The organism is Neolewinella lacunae (genome assembly GCF_014349155.1).
GTDB classification, from domain to species: domain Bacteria; phylum Bacteroidota; class Bacteroidia; order Chitinophagales; family Saprospiraceae; genus Neolewinella; species Neolewinella lacunae.
Window position 1 is genome coordinate 1 of record NZ_JACSIT010000085.1, and the last position, 16,802, is coordinate 16,802.

Here is a 16,802-nt window from a genome sequence, read left to right on the forward strand (position 1 = left end):
CGCCAACGCTTTATGTATTGGTCAACAGTCTTCTTGACCGGTCGGAGGCGCGTCAGAAAAATGATCACCTCATCACCAGCGGTCCCTTTAGGATTAGGACGCATCGATATAAAATAGAACTGTCCACCCAACTTTATACGTTTGCGGCAGAACTTACCGTGACTCCGGCACTGGTCATACATCTGCTGATAAGTCTTACCGGGAGCTTCGTCTACAGCTTGGTAGAAGTCGCCGAACCTCAGTCGGATGACAAACTCTATTTTGTTGTCAATCAGGAACTTAAACCATTCTTGGCCGACATATTCTCGGTCAGCAAGCAGCGTCATGCCCTTCAGGTCGAGATGTTTCATCGCTTCAGTAAACAGAGCTTTGCGCTCTGCTTGGGAGGAAGCACCAATTTTACCTAGTTGTTTCCAATAGATGGGGATGGCCACGGAGCCGACTAGAACGCTCAACACCATGTAGTGATACTTTTGCTGACCTCGCTTCCAACTGGTACCATCCAAGAGTAAGTGAGTAAAACGAAAGCGACGAAGTAGGCTCAGCGTTCGTCGCTGAACGTCAAGAATAAAGCCAGCGTTGTCTTGCCAGGCATCGAAAAATCGAATCAATCGCTGATAGTGACTGGCGGGCTGAACAAGCGGTTTGTCGAGGGCCAAGCCGACATAATCCTTGAGTTTCCATAGGCTGCAAGTTCTTCCCAAAATGAGAAGTTGGCAGATCAAGTGAAGGTTTTTTGTAGCACCAAGACCGTATTTTCCGTACAAGTCAGTAAATTTACGCAGTTGCGGAGTGAGCATGAGTTGGAGTTGTGGTTAACCCCTAAGGTAGTGCTCGCTTCGCACTTTCTAAAAATGTAGAGTAGTGTGGTTCGGAACAACTAATATTTTACCGTTCATTTAGGTCAATATTGGTGTAAGTTGTACTATTTGTCCCCAGACCCGGAAAGGCCCCAACGTAGCGAGGTGATTTTATCCCCTCGTTTTGGTTAATGCACCAAGATAACCTACTCCAACATCCCCAGCGCCACTTCCAGCGTCTCGTCTTTGCCAGCGCGCAGGCCAGCGGCGGTGATGGGGACGAGCACATCGGGCTCTACGTTACCCGGCCGGGCGTGGGGGAGTTCCAGGGCGATGGTGTTGACGCGGAGTTCGTATTCCTGGTTGGGACCAATAAAGGTGCGGTCCGTTTTACTGCTGCCGCCGTAGGTGACTCCCGCCGACGCCCCCGTGCGCTGGCCCACCACTTTGCCCCGTCCCGAGCCCTGCACGTAGCGGGCGAACATCCCACTGGCCGAGAAACTGATTTCGTTGACCAGAACGATCACCTCACCCTTAAACCGCCGCTCCGGCTTGTGGGGCTTTATGTAGCGGGTGAGGCCTTTCTGCATTCGGCGCTCCCGCTTGCTGACCGCACCGCTGGAGTAGGCCTTGAGGTCGCGCTGCGATGCTTCCGGGGTGGCGCGCGCCGGACCCGTCAGCAATGCTGCCGCAGCAAACTGGAAAGGCACCTCCGAAAAATAGCGGTACAGTGCTTCAATCCGCCCACTCGACCCGCCGGTGTTGTCGCGGATATCGATGATCAGGTTTTGGGTCCCCAGCTTGTTGAGGCTATCGATGGCGGTAGAAATGAAGCGGTAGTAATTGCCATCGGTAAATTCCATGGTTTTGAAGCTGCGAATGGTCAGGATGCCCGTTTCGCCAGAATCCGAAAAGCCGAGCGAGAGGGTTTCGGCGATGGGCGTTTTGACTTTTTTTACGTCCACGTAGGGCTGGTGAGTCGGCAGGATGGTCCGCTCCTCTTGGCTTCCGTCTGCCGCCAGGAATTCAAACGAAAGCTCCCGCTGCAGGCCGTAGTATTTCTGCCAGTAGTGTGGCAAAACCCGGGCCGCCACCGTCCGGCTGGCCGCGTCATTGCCCTGGTCATTGACGCCGGAGAAGTGGGCGAAGTCGGCTACCAGTTCCTCCACCGGCTGGCCTTCCAAAGCCGTGATGACGGTTCCCGGGGGCAGGGAGTCGGTGGTGGTCTTCAGCCCAGACCGCAGCACAAATTCCCCGCTTTCCACCTGGTAAAGGCTCAGGGCAAAACGGTTTTCTCTGATGGCCAGACTTTGCAGGGAATCCACGTAGGGATCCAGGATCAGGTGGCCACACTGGGTGGCTTCCTGCAGCGGAGTTACCAGTTGGGTAAAGGCCAGCATCGAAAGGCTGTCCGCCATCCTTATCCTTTCCAACGTTCCCTGCACCTGCGCCCGCGCCCCATCTACCTTGGCCCTGCCTTCCGCCGTAAAACAGGCGGGGTGGCTGTCGCGAATATTGGTGTAAATAGCGTCTACCATCTCCGGCACCGCCGCAGAAGGGAGCATGCGTTGGGCTTGGAGGGAAGAAAGGGTGAGAAGAGAAAAGAACAGGGAGCGGATCAGCATCGTAACGCATTTGTTTTAAGCAGGAGCCTAAATGTATTTGCCGCGCCGCTTTTTACCTAGGATAGGTCCCTTAAATAAGCCTTAAAACCCGGAAACCGGCCAAAATAAAAGCGGACTACCCCAAGCATTTGGGATAGTCCGCTGAGAAAAAACGGGCAAATTTTTACTGGCTGACCACGATTCTGGCCACCTCACCCTGGGTAGATTTCAGGATGTAGGTGCCCGCGGGGAGGCCACTGAGTTCGGCATAGGCCGCGTTTTCGGCGGATTTAACCAGGGTGCCACGGACGTCGTAGAGGCGGTAGCTGACGGGGCGTTCAAAGTAGCTGACGCCGAGGTTGGTCGGGTTGGGAAAAACCTTGATCGTGCGGGCTACGATGGGGCGGTCGCTGATGCTGACCAGTTCGTCGTTCGTGATGGTGTACACACTGACGGTGGCGCTGACCTCGTTGGCCACCACGATCAGGCCCGTGTCGGTGGGGCTTTCCGTGGGGGGCAGGTAGAGCAGGCCTTCGGGACCCAGATCACCACCTTCGTCATCGCCGAGGGTACGGTTGTTGACGTAAGTCGTGAAGGCCGGCGCAGTGGGGTCGCTCAGGTCGTACACCATAATGCCGCCAATGCGCTCCAGGCCAATAAAACCGTAAACCTTTCCTCCGATGGTGGCGGTGGTTACGCTTTCGGGCTCGGGCCCTTTGTCGTCCGAACGGTTCTTGTAATTGTTGTTGCTGTTGCTGGCGTTGAACAGGGAGCCGTAGGTTGTGTCGGCGGCCGTAATCCGTTCCAACTCGTTGCCGGAATCCCAGACGAGCGCTCCCGTAGTAGCGTTCCAAACGGAGAAGGAGCGCGAGCCGTAGGTGTAGATCTCATCAATGTCGCCATCGCCGTCGGTGTCGCCCGTAGCGGTGGTGGCGTTGAGGCGGCCCAGTACGGTGTTTTGCTGGAGGAAGTCGGCGTCGGGGAAAGCGGTGGGGTCGAGGTTCAGGCCCGAAATGCGGCTTTCTTCGCTGAAGGCACCGTAATCCCGGGCGTCGCCTTCATTGGCGGTGATGAGGTAACCTTCCCCTTCCACTTCAAAGTAGTCCAGCGCATCGGGCTGGTACATGCCCAAGACGGGCCAGTTGGCGAAGACGATGCTGTCCGTCCGGTCCGAGAAGTCAAAGGCGTTGTCCAGTTCGCGGTAGTCTTTGTAGCCCAGCGGTAGGATATCGGTGATCGTCCGGCTGGCGATGTCAACAATGGCCAGTGCGTTATTTTCCTGGCAGGTTACGTAGGCGGTGCCACTGTCGAAGGAATAAGTGATGTACTCCGGTTCCATGTCCTGGGCCACCGTGGCACCGGGACCGAAGATGCGGACACCGGCAGCCAGCAAGTCTGCCAGGTCGCCGTTGAAGGCGGTGAAGCCGGCGGTGCTCACCGTAGCGCTCATCACGCCGGCGGAGAGATCAACGATGGAGACGCTGCCTTCGGGGTCGGTGGTGTAGTCGTCGCTGGGCTGGCCTTCGTTGGCGGTCAGGACGAAGTTGCCATCGGGGGTGAAGCTGAGGTGATCGGGCAGGCTGCCTACTGTGACTTCATTGATGAACGCTCCGTCGGTATCCAAAAAGATGACCCGGCCGGTGGCAAAGTCACCCGCATCCACCGAGACGGCCACCAGGCCGTTGCGCACGGCAACACTCGTAATGGCGCTGCCGTAAACGGTCATGTCCAGTTGGCTGATCTCCGTGATCGCAGCGGGATTGCTGAAGTCCAGAATGTGCAGTTTGGTGTTGATGGAGTTGACCACGAAAAGCCGGTCAGTGGTAGCGTCGTGGGCCAGAATTTCGGCCGATCCGCCACCTTCGACCAAATAGCTGGTGGTGAAGCGCAGGTCCAGGGCATCGGTAGCTACGGGCACCTCGGCGTCGTCGTCGTTGAGGTAAACGACGTGGCGGCCAATGCTGCCGCCGAGGATGTTGCTGCCGGAGAGTTGGAGGGCAATGTAGCGGGCGTTGTCAGCCACACTGTTGTCGACTACGGCAATGCTTACTTCAATAGTTGCGTCGCCCATGGGCAGGGTAGCGAGGTCCACCGTGGTGGTGAGCAGCTCGAAGTCGGTTCCGGCAATGGCGTTGGTAGACTCCACGGCGATGGTCAGACTCCCCTGGCCGAGGTTGCCCAGGATGCTGACGGGGATGCGGACGGTATCCTGGCTTTCGAGGAAGATGCTGTGATTCTCCTGGAAAGAAGCGGAGGCCAGGGTGATTGCAGCGTATGTGCCGGGGGAGGCCAGTACGTCAATCCCACCGAGATTACCCACCACGTTCAGGGAGGCAATCCAGCTGGTGCCGAGGTTTTGGTCGAGTTCGGGGCTGAAGAGTTCCAGAGACGGTCCGCTGCCGTCTGCGGCGAGCGGCCAGGGGGCAGCATCGTCGTATTCTACGGCATCGATCACGTCGCCGATGCTGTTGAGCAGCTGGAGGGCTTCGCCGCCGTTGCCGAGCAGGTTGCCCGAGCCGGGCAGATCGATAAAGGTAGCGCCGGTGTAAAAGGCCGCAGCACCGTCGGCGTCGCTGGCCAGGAGGAGGCCAGTGTTGGCCGCCAGTTCGCCGGCCGGGAAAGTATAGACGAAGTTGGCCTCGTCGCGGAAAACAAAACCACCGAGTTCAACGGCTTCGGCTCCAAAGTTCCAGATTTCTACGAATTCCAGCTCGTTAGCACCCGTCGGTGCGTTGTACATGATCTCGGTAATCCGCAGGTTGGGCCGGGCGGCGTTGACGAGCAGATCAGTGAAGACGCTGGGCGTAAGCTGTACGTTGCCGGCCAGGTCTTCCAGGCCACTAACCGTCAGGGTATACGCCACGGCGGTAGTGAAGCCAGCGTGGGTGAGCACCGCCCGGTTATTGTCCACGTCATAAACCACCGACACAATGCTGACCGCAGGAGCCAGCAGGTAGTTCGCCAGCGCTTCGGCGGATGCAGGTGTGATGGCTTCGCTGTACTGGATGGTGAGCTGCGTGCTGGAATTGATGGTGACGCCCACGGCCGAAGGCGGCGTCAGGTCCATATCCGAAATTTCGAACGGCGTGGTGCTGAAGGGCTCATCCGGGGCCGTGCCGTCGTTGTGCTGGTCTCCACTGCCGTCTTGGGTAAGGTAGTTGGCATTGTCGTTGAGGGCCAGTTGGTAGCCCCCTACGTCGAGGCCCGTGCGGGGACCAACGTACTCGGCTACGTCTGCGCCGGACGGGAGCACGATGGCCGTAGTCCCTACGCTTAGCCCCGTGCCAGCCAAGGTGCCAAAGGCGACGGATTCTCCCGCATTACCGATGGCGCAGATGAAGGTGCTGGGCGTTTGGGTATCCGTACCAATGAAACAGAAAATACCCTCGCTGGTGGCACTCAGGGCAATGTCGGTATTGCTCAGGGTGCCAAAGGAAACCGTGGGCGTCGGGGTGCTCGTGTTTTGGAAAAGAATGACGGTGCCGGCAGGAATTGCCACGTCGCCCGTATTCCATTCGGCCTGGCCTTCGCCGGTACCGAAGGCACTGCCGTCCCATTCTTCATCGCGGAAAAGGATGGTGGTGTTAGGGGCCAGTTCGACCCAGGTGACCATCGCAAAGCCGTCGTCGCCATCGGCGTTCCAGGCAATGAACGACAGGTCTCCGGTACCCTGGGCAAAGGCCCAAGCACCGGTGAAGAAAAGGGAGAAAAGGAGTAGAATTGCTCTCATTTGCGTGCTTTTGAGGAATTGAAGTGCTAGTGTTTGGGCCGTATAGCCGCTCAGTAGCGATAATCCCGCAAAAGTATCCGCAGTGCGTTAAGTCAATCTGAAGTTAAAGCTAAGGAAAGTCCCGTCTTATGAGAGTCAGGTAAACAGAAGATTAAGCGCAAATTTCTTCCCGCGGAATGGTCCCGCACCTGCCGCCCTGGCCCCGGTAGGGGTCCAACCTGAATAACCCCGGATGTAGGATGCCCCGCATCCGTAATCCGGGGCAGATGAAAACCACTACTGAACTACGAACTATGAACTATGAACTATGGCCCAATGAGTGCTTCCCCATCCACGTCTCCATTTCCCAAAGCATGTGCAGGATGCTTTCCTCGGCGGCGTAGCCGTGGTCCTCGTAGGGCAGCAGGCAAAGTCGCGCCGTCTTGCCCAGGGCGTTGAGCGCGGCAAACATCCGCTTGCTCTGCATGGGGTAAGTGCCGCTGTTGGTGTCCTCCTCTCCGTGAATGAGGAGCAGCGGAGCATTGATTTTATTAGCGTGTACGAAGGGCGAAAGGTTGATGTAGGTGTCGGGGACTTCCCAGAAGTTCCGCTCTTCGGCCTGGAAGCCAAAGGGCGTTAACGTGCGGTTGTAGGCCCCCGAGCGCGCAATGCCCGCCGCAAACAAACGGGTATGGGCCAGCAAATGGGCCGTCATGAAAGCCCCGTAACTGTGGCCGCCAACGTAGATCCGGGCCGGGTCCGCTACCCCCATGTCCACCAGGCGACGCACGGCCGCCTCGGCATTCATCTGTACTTGATCGATGAAGGTTTCGTTCGGCTCTACGTCGCCTTCGCCCACAATCGGCATCGCAAAGTCGTCAAAAACCGCGTAGCCACTGGCCAAAAAGGGTAGGGGAGCCAGCGGGGAGATGCGCGTGAATTGGTACGGACTGCTCGTCACCTGCCCCGCTTTTTCCGCGTCTTTAAATTCCTGGGGGTAGGCCCACATCAGTACGGGCAGGGGAGGATCCACGCCCGGCCGGAAGCCCTGCGGCAGATGCAGGTCGCCAAACAGCTTTACGCCATCCGACCGCTCGTAGTGTACCTTCTCAAACTGCGCATCGCGGAGCTGGGGGTAGGGGTGGGGGAAGTTCGTCAGCTCAATCTCTTCATCCGTTACCAGGTTGCGGAGGTAAAAATTGGGCCGCTCGGTAAGCTGCTCGCGGGCCAGCAGGAACCAATCGGGGTATTCATCCAGGAAAAACAGCGGCCGCTCGTAGTAGGGTGGGGCGGAGGTGAAGACGCGCCGGGTCGTCCGGTGCTCAACGTCAAACAAATCGATGAAGGGACGACTGCCCTCCGGGCTGTGTCCTTCGCCCACCAGCACCAGGGTGTTGCCCCCGTCGCGGGCCAGCAGCACGTCGTGGTCGCTGGGGAGATTGACCGAAACGAAGTGCCCGGGGTCCTGGTAATTGTCCTCCCAGTTGTGGTCAAACCACGTTTCGGCCGGGCGCTCTGGTGCGTCGGGCCACCAGCGGCGCGTAACCTGCCGGCGGTCTTTCCAGCTCCAGTCCATCACCAACGCCAGGTCGCCCCGGCACCAGCGCAAGGCCCCGAAGCGGAGGGGCAGTTGGATACTCGGTACGGGCTCACCCGTGAAGGGCGGCTCCAGGTAGAAAAGTTGATCGCGCACCTCGGCCTCGTTGCGGGGGTCACCGCCGTCCTGGGCTTCGGTCCAGTAAATCTGGGCGGGGTGGTCGCTGCGCCAGGTAAAGCGGCGCCGGCCGGTGATGACGGAGCCAAACGCAGCGGGCAGGTCCTCCTGGGGCGGTCGCTCCGCCAGAACGACCAGGCAATGCCCTTCGGCGTCCAGGATTTCCACCCGGTCGCCGAATTTTTCGTAGGGTACGTTGAAACTGAAGGGCTCCGTCACGTAGGAAATCATGAAGTAGGCCCGGTTCGGCGAAGCAGTTAGCATGGCGATGATGCCGGGTTGCCCCCAGGGCCGTTCTTCCCCGCTCACCAGGTCCACCATATAAAGCTGTCCTTCGGCGTAGTAGCGGAAGAGGTTCACGTCGTGCTGGGTTTCCAGCAGGTTGGTGTAGGTGCGGTTGTGTCCTTCCTGCCCGCTGGTGTCTTGCACGTTGGGCCCGATGATGGGCGCATCGTCCGGCGGACGCACCACCCCCAGCAAGCGGCGACGGACGATGATCTGGTCGTCGCCCACAAAATCAAAGGGGACGCCACCCAGGCTGTTGTTCAGGTCGGCGGCACCAATCGGCCGGCACTGCAAGGTGCTCAGCTCCCCGATCCACACTTGCAGGCCGGTAGACAGTACCCGGCAAAAGCCGAAGCGCTGGCCGGAAGGTGACCAGTTGAAGTAGCGGTAGTCGCCCTCCGCCGGCAAGCCCAGAAGCGGACGCTCTTCGTTGGTCGCCAGGTTACGCAGCCGGGGCGCACGGTAGCCCCGGTTGCCGTGGGGCATGAAGGTATGGGGGTTGATCAGCCGCCCGGCCAGCTTCAATTTGGGCTCCCGCAGCTCCTCAATGGAAGGGTAACTCGGGCGGTCGGCCATCAGGATCAGGTTGCGATCCGGACCAAAGAGCATCAGCGGGTCGGGCTTGAGGTTTACCAGATCCGCAATGGCTGGTGAAGGAGTTTGGTAGTACAAGGGAGGGACTTAGGAGAAGGAAAATGGTTGTTTTGAGGGGATACAAAGTATGGCCCCTCAACGGAGCTGCCTGGCGTTGCGGCCAATCGACTCGCCTATTCCTCGTCGTAACTTGCGTCCTGCGTATCAATGACGATGTTGGTCAGGCTATACTTGGCGTATTTTTCCAGGTGTTTGAACTCCAGCCGGTCCGGCCAACTGTCTTCCGGGATGTACTCGTCCAGCAAGGTCTCCAGAATGGGGAGATAGTTCTCCTCCAGCCACTCGTCGGCTTCTTCGATGTCATCGAAGTCGGGTAGCAAATAAACACTGCTGAGGTCCGAAGGATCCTCCAGGTCAATGTCCTCGGCCAGGCCGGGGTCTTCGCTGATGGCCCACCGCAACAGTGCTTCGCTGGGGGTGACGATGAGGGCTACTCGGTTGATGTCAAAGAGTTCCATAGGTAGAGTGGTTTACGTGGGGGAACAAGATACGGCCCCGGAAGGGTTCGTCGTGTCCCGAAGTTTTTTTGTGTGGGAAAAATTCATTTTGGGCCGTTTTACTGGCACTCGGGGTTGATGCCGAGGACGTAGTGGCGCAAGACTTCGATCTCTGCAGCGGCTTCCGCCCCGGCAAATCCGCTGATGTCACTGTCTTTGAGTTCCGTGGCGGCGTACTGCGTCAGCTGCCGGGCCAGGGGCAGGTAGCTCCAGTGCCAGCGTTCTTCTTCGTAGCCGTGGGGCCGCGCGACGCCCTTCGGGCTGTAGGGCTGGCAAAAGCCGTAGGTGGCCGCGTTGGCGCGCAGCCAGTCATAAATGCGCTTCCCCTCGCCGCTGGCGAAGTAGCTGTTTTCCAGGGCATTCAGGTCAATGTCGGTGCCCCAGTGGTGGCGGCTGGTGCCGGGCATGGAGGAGTACCGGAGGATGGCCCGGGCGCGGTCGGCGGCCTCGGGGTACACCACGTCGGCCTTTTCCCTGCCTTCCAGCAGGCGCTCACCCTTCCATTTGGCTTCCCAGATTTGCCGCTGCCGGGCAAAGTTGCGGGTGGCCGAAACGATGAAAAGTTTGATGCCATCGGCCAGGGCCGCCGCGTGCATGCGCTCAAAAGCCGCGTAGGTCTCGCGGTGCAGCACGTAGGGGTCTCCGTCGGTGTAGCGGGCGGCTACCGGCACGAAGTCGGGGTGCTGCGTCGGGTCAAATTTGCCGGTCAGGTAGGCGTAACTGGGTAGGCGGGGCACCGAGTCGGCAGTAGTTTCGGGCGCGGACGCAGGTGCAGGGAGCGTTGGCGATAAGGCCGGTGAATCCACCGCCAGCACCGTAGCAGGCACCACGGCCAGGTCCTTGGATCCGCACGCCAGTACCAGCAAGGCGAGAAGGAGTAAGCTGATCTTCATCCCGCGAAGATAGGGCGAAGCGGCAGTTCACCAGTCGATAGTTCATAGTTTACTGGTCGATATTGCAGTAAGCATTCCCCTCTTACTCCTTTCCCCCTTTATTCCCTTCCCCCCTTTATCCCTTTACTCCTTTCCCCCGTTATTCCTTTCCCCCTTTACTTGCTCTCGCCAGCCAACTTAACCAGGAAAAACATTTCCAGGGCCGTGTACACCAGGTAGGTAAAGAAAAAAGGTACCACAAAGTATTTATTCACCGGCTCCGCCAGCAGGATGTAGCCGACGATGAGCCCCCCGCACAAGACGAGCTTCAGGATCGTAACGCCCATAAAGACGTTGCCAAAAAGGTACTTGTTCTCGGCCCGCACCGTCCGCTTGCCCAGCCAGAAAATGACGAGGCTCAGCACCAGGAGCAACAGCGCCGTTCCCACCGTCAGGGGCAGGGCGTAAGTCAGTGGCAAAGTAGCGTGGGCCAGGGTGGCCCCACCCACCACGAGCAAGGTGGCCAGCGCCAGCAGGCGGTAGAAACGGGGGTAAGTCATGCCGCAAAGGTACTGCAACACCAACTATCATCAACAGCGGGACGACACTATGAACCAGGAACTAAAGAAAGTCCTTCAGCGCAGTATACAGTCCGGCCACTACACCCGTCAGGCTGAGGATGACCGTAGCCACGGGCGTCCAGCCCAACCACCGGTCGAGATAAACGCCAGCCAGTGTCAGGATCAGGATGATGCCAATCATCTGAAAAGCCATGCCGCTGTACTTGATCCAGTTACGGCTGCCCTTGCGGAGTTCCTGCTGCTTTTTCTCGTCAAGAGGTAGCACCCGTCTTGTTTTTCAGCGGGTTATCGGCGGTCATCGTAGCCTTGGTAATGGCGGTACCGCTGAAGGGCACGGTGCAGGTGCCATTAATCTGGGCACCGCCCAGGACAGCCATTTTGGTGGCCTTCACGTCTCCCGATACCTGTGAGGTGGCTTGCAGGGTCAGGTCGTCTTTTACGACGAGGTTGCCCTGGAATTTGCCTTCGATGATGGCTTTGACGCATTCTACGTCGCCCTCAATGTAGCCCTTGGGGCCGATGACGAGGAGCGCTTCGCACTTGAGGTTGCCCACCAGGGTACCATCGATGCGGATGTTGCCTCCTGCCGTGATGTTGCCCTTGATTTTGGTATTGACATCGATGGTGTTTACCCCACCGCCGCTGCCGCCGGAATTGCTGCTGCTGGTGGACTCGGTCGACTTGCTGTCCTTCCCATTGTTGTTGCCGAACATAACTGTAAAACTTGAGGATGAATCTTTGGTGCTGAAAAACTATGGTAGAACGAATGCCTCAGAAAAACCGTTGTTGCCTTTCCGCAGCGCTCCGCCGGGAATAGGAAAAGGGGTGCCTTTCAGACACGCTTTTAGAAGGTAGGGCAGTAAACGCCCCGCCGCTGCCCACCGCAGATTTTGTACTGCAGGGAAAGCTCGAAGCCGCCGTTGCCGTCCGTAGCCGTATTGAGCGAGCTCGTGTTGATGTCGTAGCTGAAGCCCAGGGAGAAGTTCTCGTAATCGAAGCGCGTGCTCAGGATGAGGGCATCGGTCAGTACGCTGGAGTCATAGCGGTTGCTGATGCGGGTCCAGAGACCGACCTGGAAAGACTGCGTACTGCGGTTGCGGCCGCCGTCGAGCAGGAATTTGAGGTTCGTTCCGGCGTTCACCTGGAAGCTGGGGCCCTGGCTCATGACGATGACGCCCGGGACGAGGCCGAAGCGCTGGCCCAGCAGAAACTCACCACCGCCGTGGACGGTGTAGCGGCTGTAAAGCAACTCGTTTTCTTCGCTGTTGAAACTCTGGTCGGCGCGGTTGAGGTGGTGGAAAGCACCGCCGAGGTAGAGGCTGTTGTGTTCGTCGAAAACCATGAACCAGAGCAGGCCCGCGGCGAGATCGGCAAACAGGAACTGGTCGCGGTCGAAGCCCGTTTCTCCACTCACGGCTCCGGGGTCGAAGCCACCGGCACCGTCGTGTTGGGTCCCCCAGCGGAGGGCCAGGAAGTTGAGGCTGCGCTGGGCCGCACCGCCCTCAACGCCGGCCACGAGGTAGTTGCCAAAGTTGCGGCTGCCACCCATTTTTTTGCTGTAGCTCAGGGAAACCTTGCCAGTAGTGGTGGCAAAGTCGGCCTGCCCGGCCTTATCGCCCCAAAAGGTGCCACCAATGCCGAAGAAGTCGTTGCGCCCCACGGCTACGCGCTGGTCGTAACTGACGCTGTAGGTCTGGAAAGCCGAGCTGCCCAGGATGGACGCCCACTGGCTGCGGTAGTTGACCGCAATGCGGCTGTTACAATTCATCACCCCCGTCAGCGCCGGATTCAGGTTGAGGGGAGACATATAAAACTGGGAAAAGTGGATGTCCTGCGCCTGAAGACCAATGGCAAAGAAGAGGACGAAGCAAAGGGAGTGAAATAACCGCATGTTGAGCTGCACTGGTTTGTGGGATGCTGAGGAACTGTTCATAGCTGGACTGCCCTGGTGCGGCGATTGTTCGCATTTACAGGGTGGTTCAACTATTGCCTGATGTTGACGTGGGACAAATGTAAACAAATCGCCGACAGCCACGGTAACGGCGGTCCGTTAAAGTTGACGGCTACTTGCCTAACGGCACGTTTCTGGGAGACCTAACGGTTTTGTAAGCCTTGTTGGTATTTTACCGGCGGGGCTTCCCGGGCTTACTAAATCATCAAATCGTTGTAGTAGGTTTTTTCGGCCATCTGCGACCAAGGCACGACGGTACGCTGGAACTCCTGGATGGAGGCGTATACCCGGGCGGCGAAGGGGTCGGAGGCAGCGTATTCGGCCACTACGGCTGCGGAGGCTTTGCGGGCTTCGGCCAGCAGTTCCGGCGGGAAGGGGAGGATCTGCAGGGTATCAACGGCGCGGAGTTTGTTGAGGTATTCCCCGTTCCTGGCTTCGAAGACGGAGATGATGTAAAGGTTGGAGACGTGGGTGGCGGCGTGGAAAATTTCCTGCAGGTCTTCGGGCAGAGCTTCGTATTTTTCTTTGTTGACGAAATACTCAAAGGCGGTACCGGGTTCGTGCCAGCCGGGGTAGTAGTAGTACTTCGCGATTTCGTGGAAGCCCATGACGTAGTCGTGGTAGGGACCTACCCATTCGGCCGCATCGATGATGCCCCGTTCGAGGCCGGTGTATAGTTCGCCGCCGGGCAGCAGGACTGGTGTACCCCCGAGTCTTTCGAGCACCCTGCCGCCGAGGCCGGGCATGCGCATCTTGAGGCCTTTAAAGTCTTCGGCCGTATTGATCGCCCGGTTAAACCAGCCGCCCATCTGCACGCCGGTATTGCCCCCTACGAAGGGCACCAGGTTGTGGGCGGCGTAGAGTTCGCGCCACAGTTCCATGCCGCCGCCGCTGAGCAGCCAACCGTTCATCTGCTGGGCGTTGAAGCCGAAGGGGAAGCCGGCGAAGAACTGCGCGGCGGGTACCTTGCCCGCCCAGTAGTACGCCGCGCCGCTGCCTACCTCGGCAGCCCCCTGCCGGACGGCGTCGAATGCTTCCAGGGCGGGGACGAGCTCGCCGCCCCCGTACACCGTAATGTTGAGCCGCCCGCCCGACATCTTCCGGCAGAGGTCGGCCACCAGCTGGCAGCCCTCCCCCAGCACCGGGAAACCGGGCGGCCAGGTGGTAACCATCTTCCAGTTGTACTGCTCCCCACTCACGGTGGATGCCCGGTGTTGCGCGTGGCCCCGCCCGCCCAGCAGGCGCAGGAAGATGGGCAGAGAAATGGTGCCGGCGGCCAGCGATTTGAAAAAGGTGGAACGTTTCATTGGGCTAAATTTAGGCTACGCATAGCTGATGATGGAAGGCCACCCCGATCACTCCCCTTCGGCAATGGCAATCTCCAGGCCCGCTACGGCATAATCGTCGTCCACCAACTCCAGATAGACGCCAGCGACGGCCGCCTTGAGTGCCCGCAGCGTCGCGGCAGTCGTACTCCGGGGCAGGGCCAGACGTACCGTGGCGGTGCTGCCAAAGTCCTGGTCTTCCATGTCCAGGCCCAGTACGGAGAGGGCGGAGAGGACGGGCCCCATCAGGTCGTAGCCAAAACGCAGGGTAACGGCGGTAGTGAGCGGTTGGAAGGTGCCGGGGGTGGCCTCGATGGCCAGGCGGGCGGCTTCGCGGTAGGCGTTGATCAGTCCCGAAGTGCCCAACTTGGTCCCCCCGAAGTAGCGGGAGACGACGATGACTACGTCGCTCCAGCCCACTTTATCAATCTGGCCGAGGATGGGTTTGCCGGCCGTGCCGCTGGGTTCGCCGTCGTCGTTGGCGCGCCAGCGGTCTTCCCCCGGCCCCAATCGGTAGGCATAGCAGTGGTGGTTGCATTTGGGGTGGGCCCGGCGCTGGGCGTCCACGGCAGCCAGGGCCGCTGCTTCGGTGCGCACGTGGCAGAGAGCCGCCACGAACTTACTGCCGCGGTCCCGGAATTCCCCGCTACCGTCGGCGGCAGGAATCAGGTAGGCATCGGGAGGAGCGGAAGACATGCAGGGCGGGAATAAGGGAATGAATGGATGCAGGGCTGGAGGTGGAACGGAAAGAGGGAAGGAAATTTAGTAAAGTGATAACCTTAGATAAAGTACCAAAACAAGCAAAGGAACAAAGAAAAGCTTATCTTCGCGGCGCAGCACCCACCCTACCCACTTTTTTAAAGCAAATCCCATGAAACGAGACATTATCACCCCCGAAGTAGAAGACGTCATCGTGGCCGCCGTACCGCGCAACGGCAACGTGGAAGAAGTACTTTGGGACATCTACCTCGTCAACCTCCGCGACGACCCGATGGAGAATGTCCTGATCACCAGCCAGGGCCACGGCATACTGGATGGACGGGACAAGACGACCACCGTTCTGCGGCATTTCCACCAGCAGCTACCTGCCTATACGGCCATCCGCGTGGAACCCATCCAAAGCGAACTTTTCGGCATCCAGAATGAATACTGGATCAGCTTTAATGACGCGGATACCCTGCTCGATAAGCGCTTCATCTTTAAGGCCGGTGCCATTTCGGCGGAGGCCCTCGAAGCCGTACCCGTTCTCAATTCACCCGGTGTAATGCTCCGGTAAATACAGTCTTTTGCCCCGACCAACCCCCAAAAAAGTGGCCGACAGCCGGACGATCATGTCTGAGCTCGTGATGCCCAACGACACCAACCCACAGAACAACCTGATGGGTGGCAACATGCTCCGCTGGATGGACATCGCCTGTGCCATCTGCGCCGGCAAACACTGCGCCAGGCCGGTAGTAACGGCTTCCGTTGACAACGTGGCCTTTGGCTCACCCATCCGCAACGGAGAGGTGGTTACGCTGGAGGCTACCGTCACCCGGGCCTTCAACACGAGCCTGGAGGTGTACGTGGAAGCTACCGCCGCCAGCATGCAGGGACAGAACGCCCGCCGGACCCACCACGCCTACTTCACTTTTGTGGCGCTGGACAAAGACAACGGCACCCCCGTACCCGTGCCGGAGGTGATGCCCCTTTCCGAAATCGAAGAGCAGCGCTTTGCCGCCGCCCTGCGCCGGAGGGAACTGCGCCTGGTCCTCGCCGGCCGCATGAAACCCGGCGAGGCGAAAAACCTGCGCGAAATTTTCGGTTGAGCAGTTGTCCGCTTAAGCTTCTGATCGTGAGGGGTTAGGGCCTTGCTTTTTTCACTGGTCCGTGGCTCGGGGTGGTAGCTACGGCGGGGGCCGACTCCCCTTGCTCCTTATCTTGAGGTGAGCACCTGCGTCCGCGCCCACCTAATCCGCCGGGAAATTGCCAATGGCCGTCTTACCTTCGCGCCATGCGTATTGTTACCTACAACGTGAACGGCATCCGCGCCGCTCTGACCAAGGGCCTGGCCAGCTGGGCGGCCCAAACCGATATCGACATTTTGTGTCTTCAGGAAACCAAGGCCCACGCCGACCAGGTGGACACCGACGAGCTGATTGCCGCCGGCTACACTTACCAGCAGTGGCACAGCGCCACCAGCAAAAAAGGTTACAGCGGGGTGCTGACCCTGAGTAAACTGCCGCCGGAACTGACCGAGACGGGCTTTGGCATGGAGGACTACGACCGGGAAGGCCGCGTTTTGCGCACTGATTTCGGCGACCTAACCATCCTCAACTGCTACTTCCCCAACGGTGGGCAGGGAGATGAGCGACAGGCATTTAAGTACCGCTTTCTGGACGACTTCCTGGCCTACGTACAGCGCCTGCAAAAGGATCGCCCCAACCTGCTGGTGGTGGGCGACTACAACATTGCCCACCAGGAAATCGACCTCCACTCCCCACAGACCAACCAGAACAGCTCGGGCTTCCTGCCCGACGAGCGGAAGTGGATGACGAAGTGGTTTGCGGAAACGGGCCTGATTGACGTCTACCGCCACCGCCACCCCACGGGGCAGGCCTACAGCTGGTGGAGTTTTCGTGCCAACGCCCGCAACAACGACAAAGGCTGGCGCATCGATTACCACAGCCTCAGCCCGGGGTGGATCGATAAAGTTACCCGGGTGGAGCACCTTAAAGATGCCGTGCATTCCGATCATTGCCCGATTTTACTCGACCTGGCCCTGTAAAGCCCTTGCCTGCTTCCGGGCGGGCCCCACTATTTTTGCGCTC

At 59.1% G+C, this 16,802-nt stretch carries 15 protein-coding genes; 3 read left to right on the forward strand and 12 right to left on the reverse strand.

Annotation, left to right across the window (positions count from 1 at the left end):
• The 12 genes from H9S92_RS07440 to H9S92_RS07495 all read right to left on the reverse strand — a co-directional run.
• A partial coding sequence (locus H9S92_RS07440) for a transposase (protein ID WP_187465446.1) occupies positions 1–800 on the reverse strand: 800 nt, incomplete at its 3' end.
• A gap of 206 nt (positions 801–1,006) precedes the next feature.
• Positions 1,007–2,425: a S41 family peptidase gene (locus tag H9S92_RS07445; protein ID WP_187466085.1), complete on the reverse strand. Its 1,419-nt coding sequence runs from the start codon at positions 2,423–2,425 to the stop codon at positions 1,007–1,009.
• A 163-nt stretch (positions 2,426–2,588) separates the two neighbouring features.
• On the reverse strand, positions 2,589–6,134 hold the full coding sequence (locus H9S92_RS07450; protein WP_187466086.1) for a choice-of-anchor I family protein: 3,546 nt from the start codon (positions 6,132–6,134) through the stop codon (positions 2,589–2,591).
• Positions 6,135–6,432: 298 nt separating this feature from the next.
• Positions 6,433–8,784, reverse strand: coding sequence for an alpha/beta hydrolase family protein (locus H9S92_RS07455; protein WP_187466087.1), 2,352 nt, complete (start codon positions 8,782–8,784; stop codon positions 6,433–6,435).
• 95 nt (positions 8,785–8,879) lie between these two features.
• The gene (locus H9S92_RS07460) at positions 8,880–9,224 is read right to left on the reverse strand and encodes a hypothetical protein (protein ID WP_187466088.1); all 345 of its coding nucleotides are present in this window, start codon (positions 9,222–9,224) and stop codon (positions 8,880–8,882) included.
• A 98-nt stretch (positions 9,225–9,322) separates the two neighbouring features.
• A complete protein-coding gene (locus H9S92_RS07465; protein WP_187466089.1) occupies positions 9,323–10,156 on the reverse strand; it encodes a M15 family metallopeptidase in 834 nt (277 codons plus the stop codon).
• Positions 10,157–10,311: 155 nt separating this feature from the next.
• Positions 10,312–10,695: a hypothetical protein gene (locus H9S92_RS07470; RefSeq protein WP_187466090.1), complete on the reverse strand. Its 384-nt coding sequence runs from the start codon at positions 10,693–10,695 to the stop codon at positions 10,312–10,314.
• A gap of 61 nt (positions 10,696–10,756) precedes the next feature.
• Positions 10,757–10,981, reverse strand: a complete 225-nt coding sequence (locus H9S92_RS22215) for an AtpZ/AtpI family protein (protein WP_187466091.1) — start codon at positions 10,979–10,981, stop codon at positions 10,757–10,759.
• A complete protein-coding gene (locus tag H9S92_RS07480; RefSeq protein WP_187466092.1) occupies positions 10,968–11,429 on the reverse strand; it encodes a bactofilin family protein in 462 nt (153 codons plus the stop codon). The genes H9S92_RS22215 and H9S92_RS07480 overlap by 14 nt, the downstream gene beginning before the upstream one ends.
• A gap of 131 nt (positions 11,430–11,560) precedes the next feature.
• On the reverse strand, positions 11,561–12,607 hold the full coding sequence (locus H9S92_RS07485) for a PorP/SprF family type IX secretion system membrane protein (protein ID WP_187466093.1): 1,047 nt from the start codon (positions 12,605–12,607) through the stop codon (positions 11,561–11,563).
• A 257-nt stretch (positions 12,608–12,864) separates the two neighbouring features.
• Positions 12,865–13,974 (reverse strand): TRAP transporter substrate-binding protein, encoded by a 1,110-nt coding sequence (locus H9S92_RS07490; RefSeq protein ID WP_187466094.1) that lies wholly within the window; start codon positions 13,972–13,974, stop codon positions 12,865–12,867.
• 48 nt (positions 13,975–14,022) lie between these two features.
• Positions 14,023–14,688 carry an IMPACT family protein gene (locus H9S92_RS07495; protein WP_187466095.1) on the reverse strand — a complete coding sequence of 222 codons (666 nt, stop codon included), beginning with the start codon at positions 14,686–14,688 and terminating at the stop codon, positions 14,023–14,025.
• A 175-nt stretch (positions 14,689–14,863) separates the two neighbouring features.
• On the opposite strand from H9S92_RS07495, the gene H9S92_RS07500 reads away from it, so the two are divergent.
• The 3 genes from H9S92_RS07500 to H9S92_RS07510 all read left to right on the forward strand — a co-directional run bounded on the left by H9S92_RS07500 (position 14,864) and on the right by H9S92_RS07510 (position 16,759).
• The gene (locus H9S92_RS07500; protein ID WP_187466096.1) at positions 14,864–15,268 is read left to right on the forward strand and encodes a hypothetical protein; all 405 of its coding nucleotides are present in this window, start codon (positions 14,864–14,866) and stop codon (positions 15,266–15,268) included.
• Positions 15,269–15,323: 55 nt separating this feature from the next.
• A complete protein-coding gene (locus H9S92_RS07505) occupies positions 15,324–15,800 on the forward strand; it encodes an acyl-CoA thioesterase (protein ID WP_187466134.1) in 477 nt (158 codons plus the stop codon).
• Between the two features lie 185 nt (positions 15,801–15,985).
• Positions 15,986–16,759 (forward strand): exodeoxyribonuclease III, encoded by a 774-nt coding sequence (locus tag H9S92_RS07510; protein ID WP_187466097.1) that lies wholly within the window; start codon positions 15,986–15,988, stop codon positions 16,757–16,759.
• Positions 16,760–16,802: the final 43 nt, after the last annotated feature.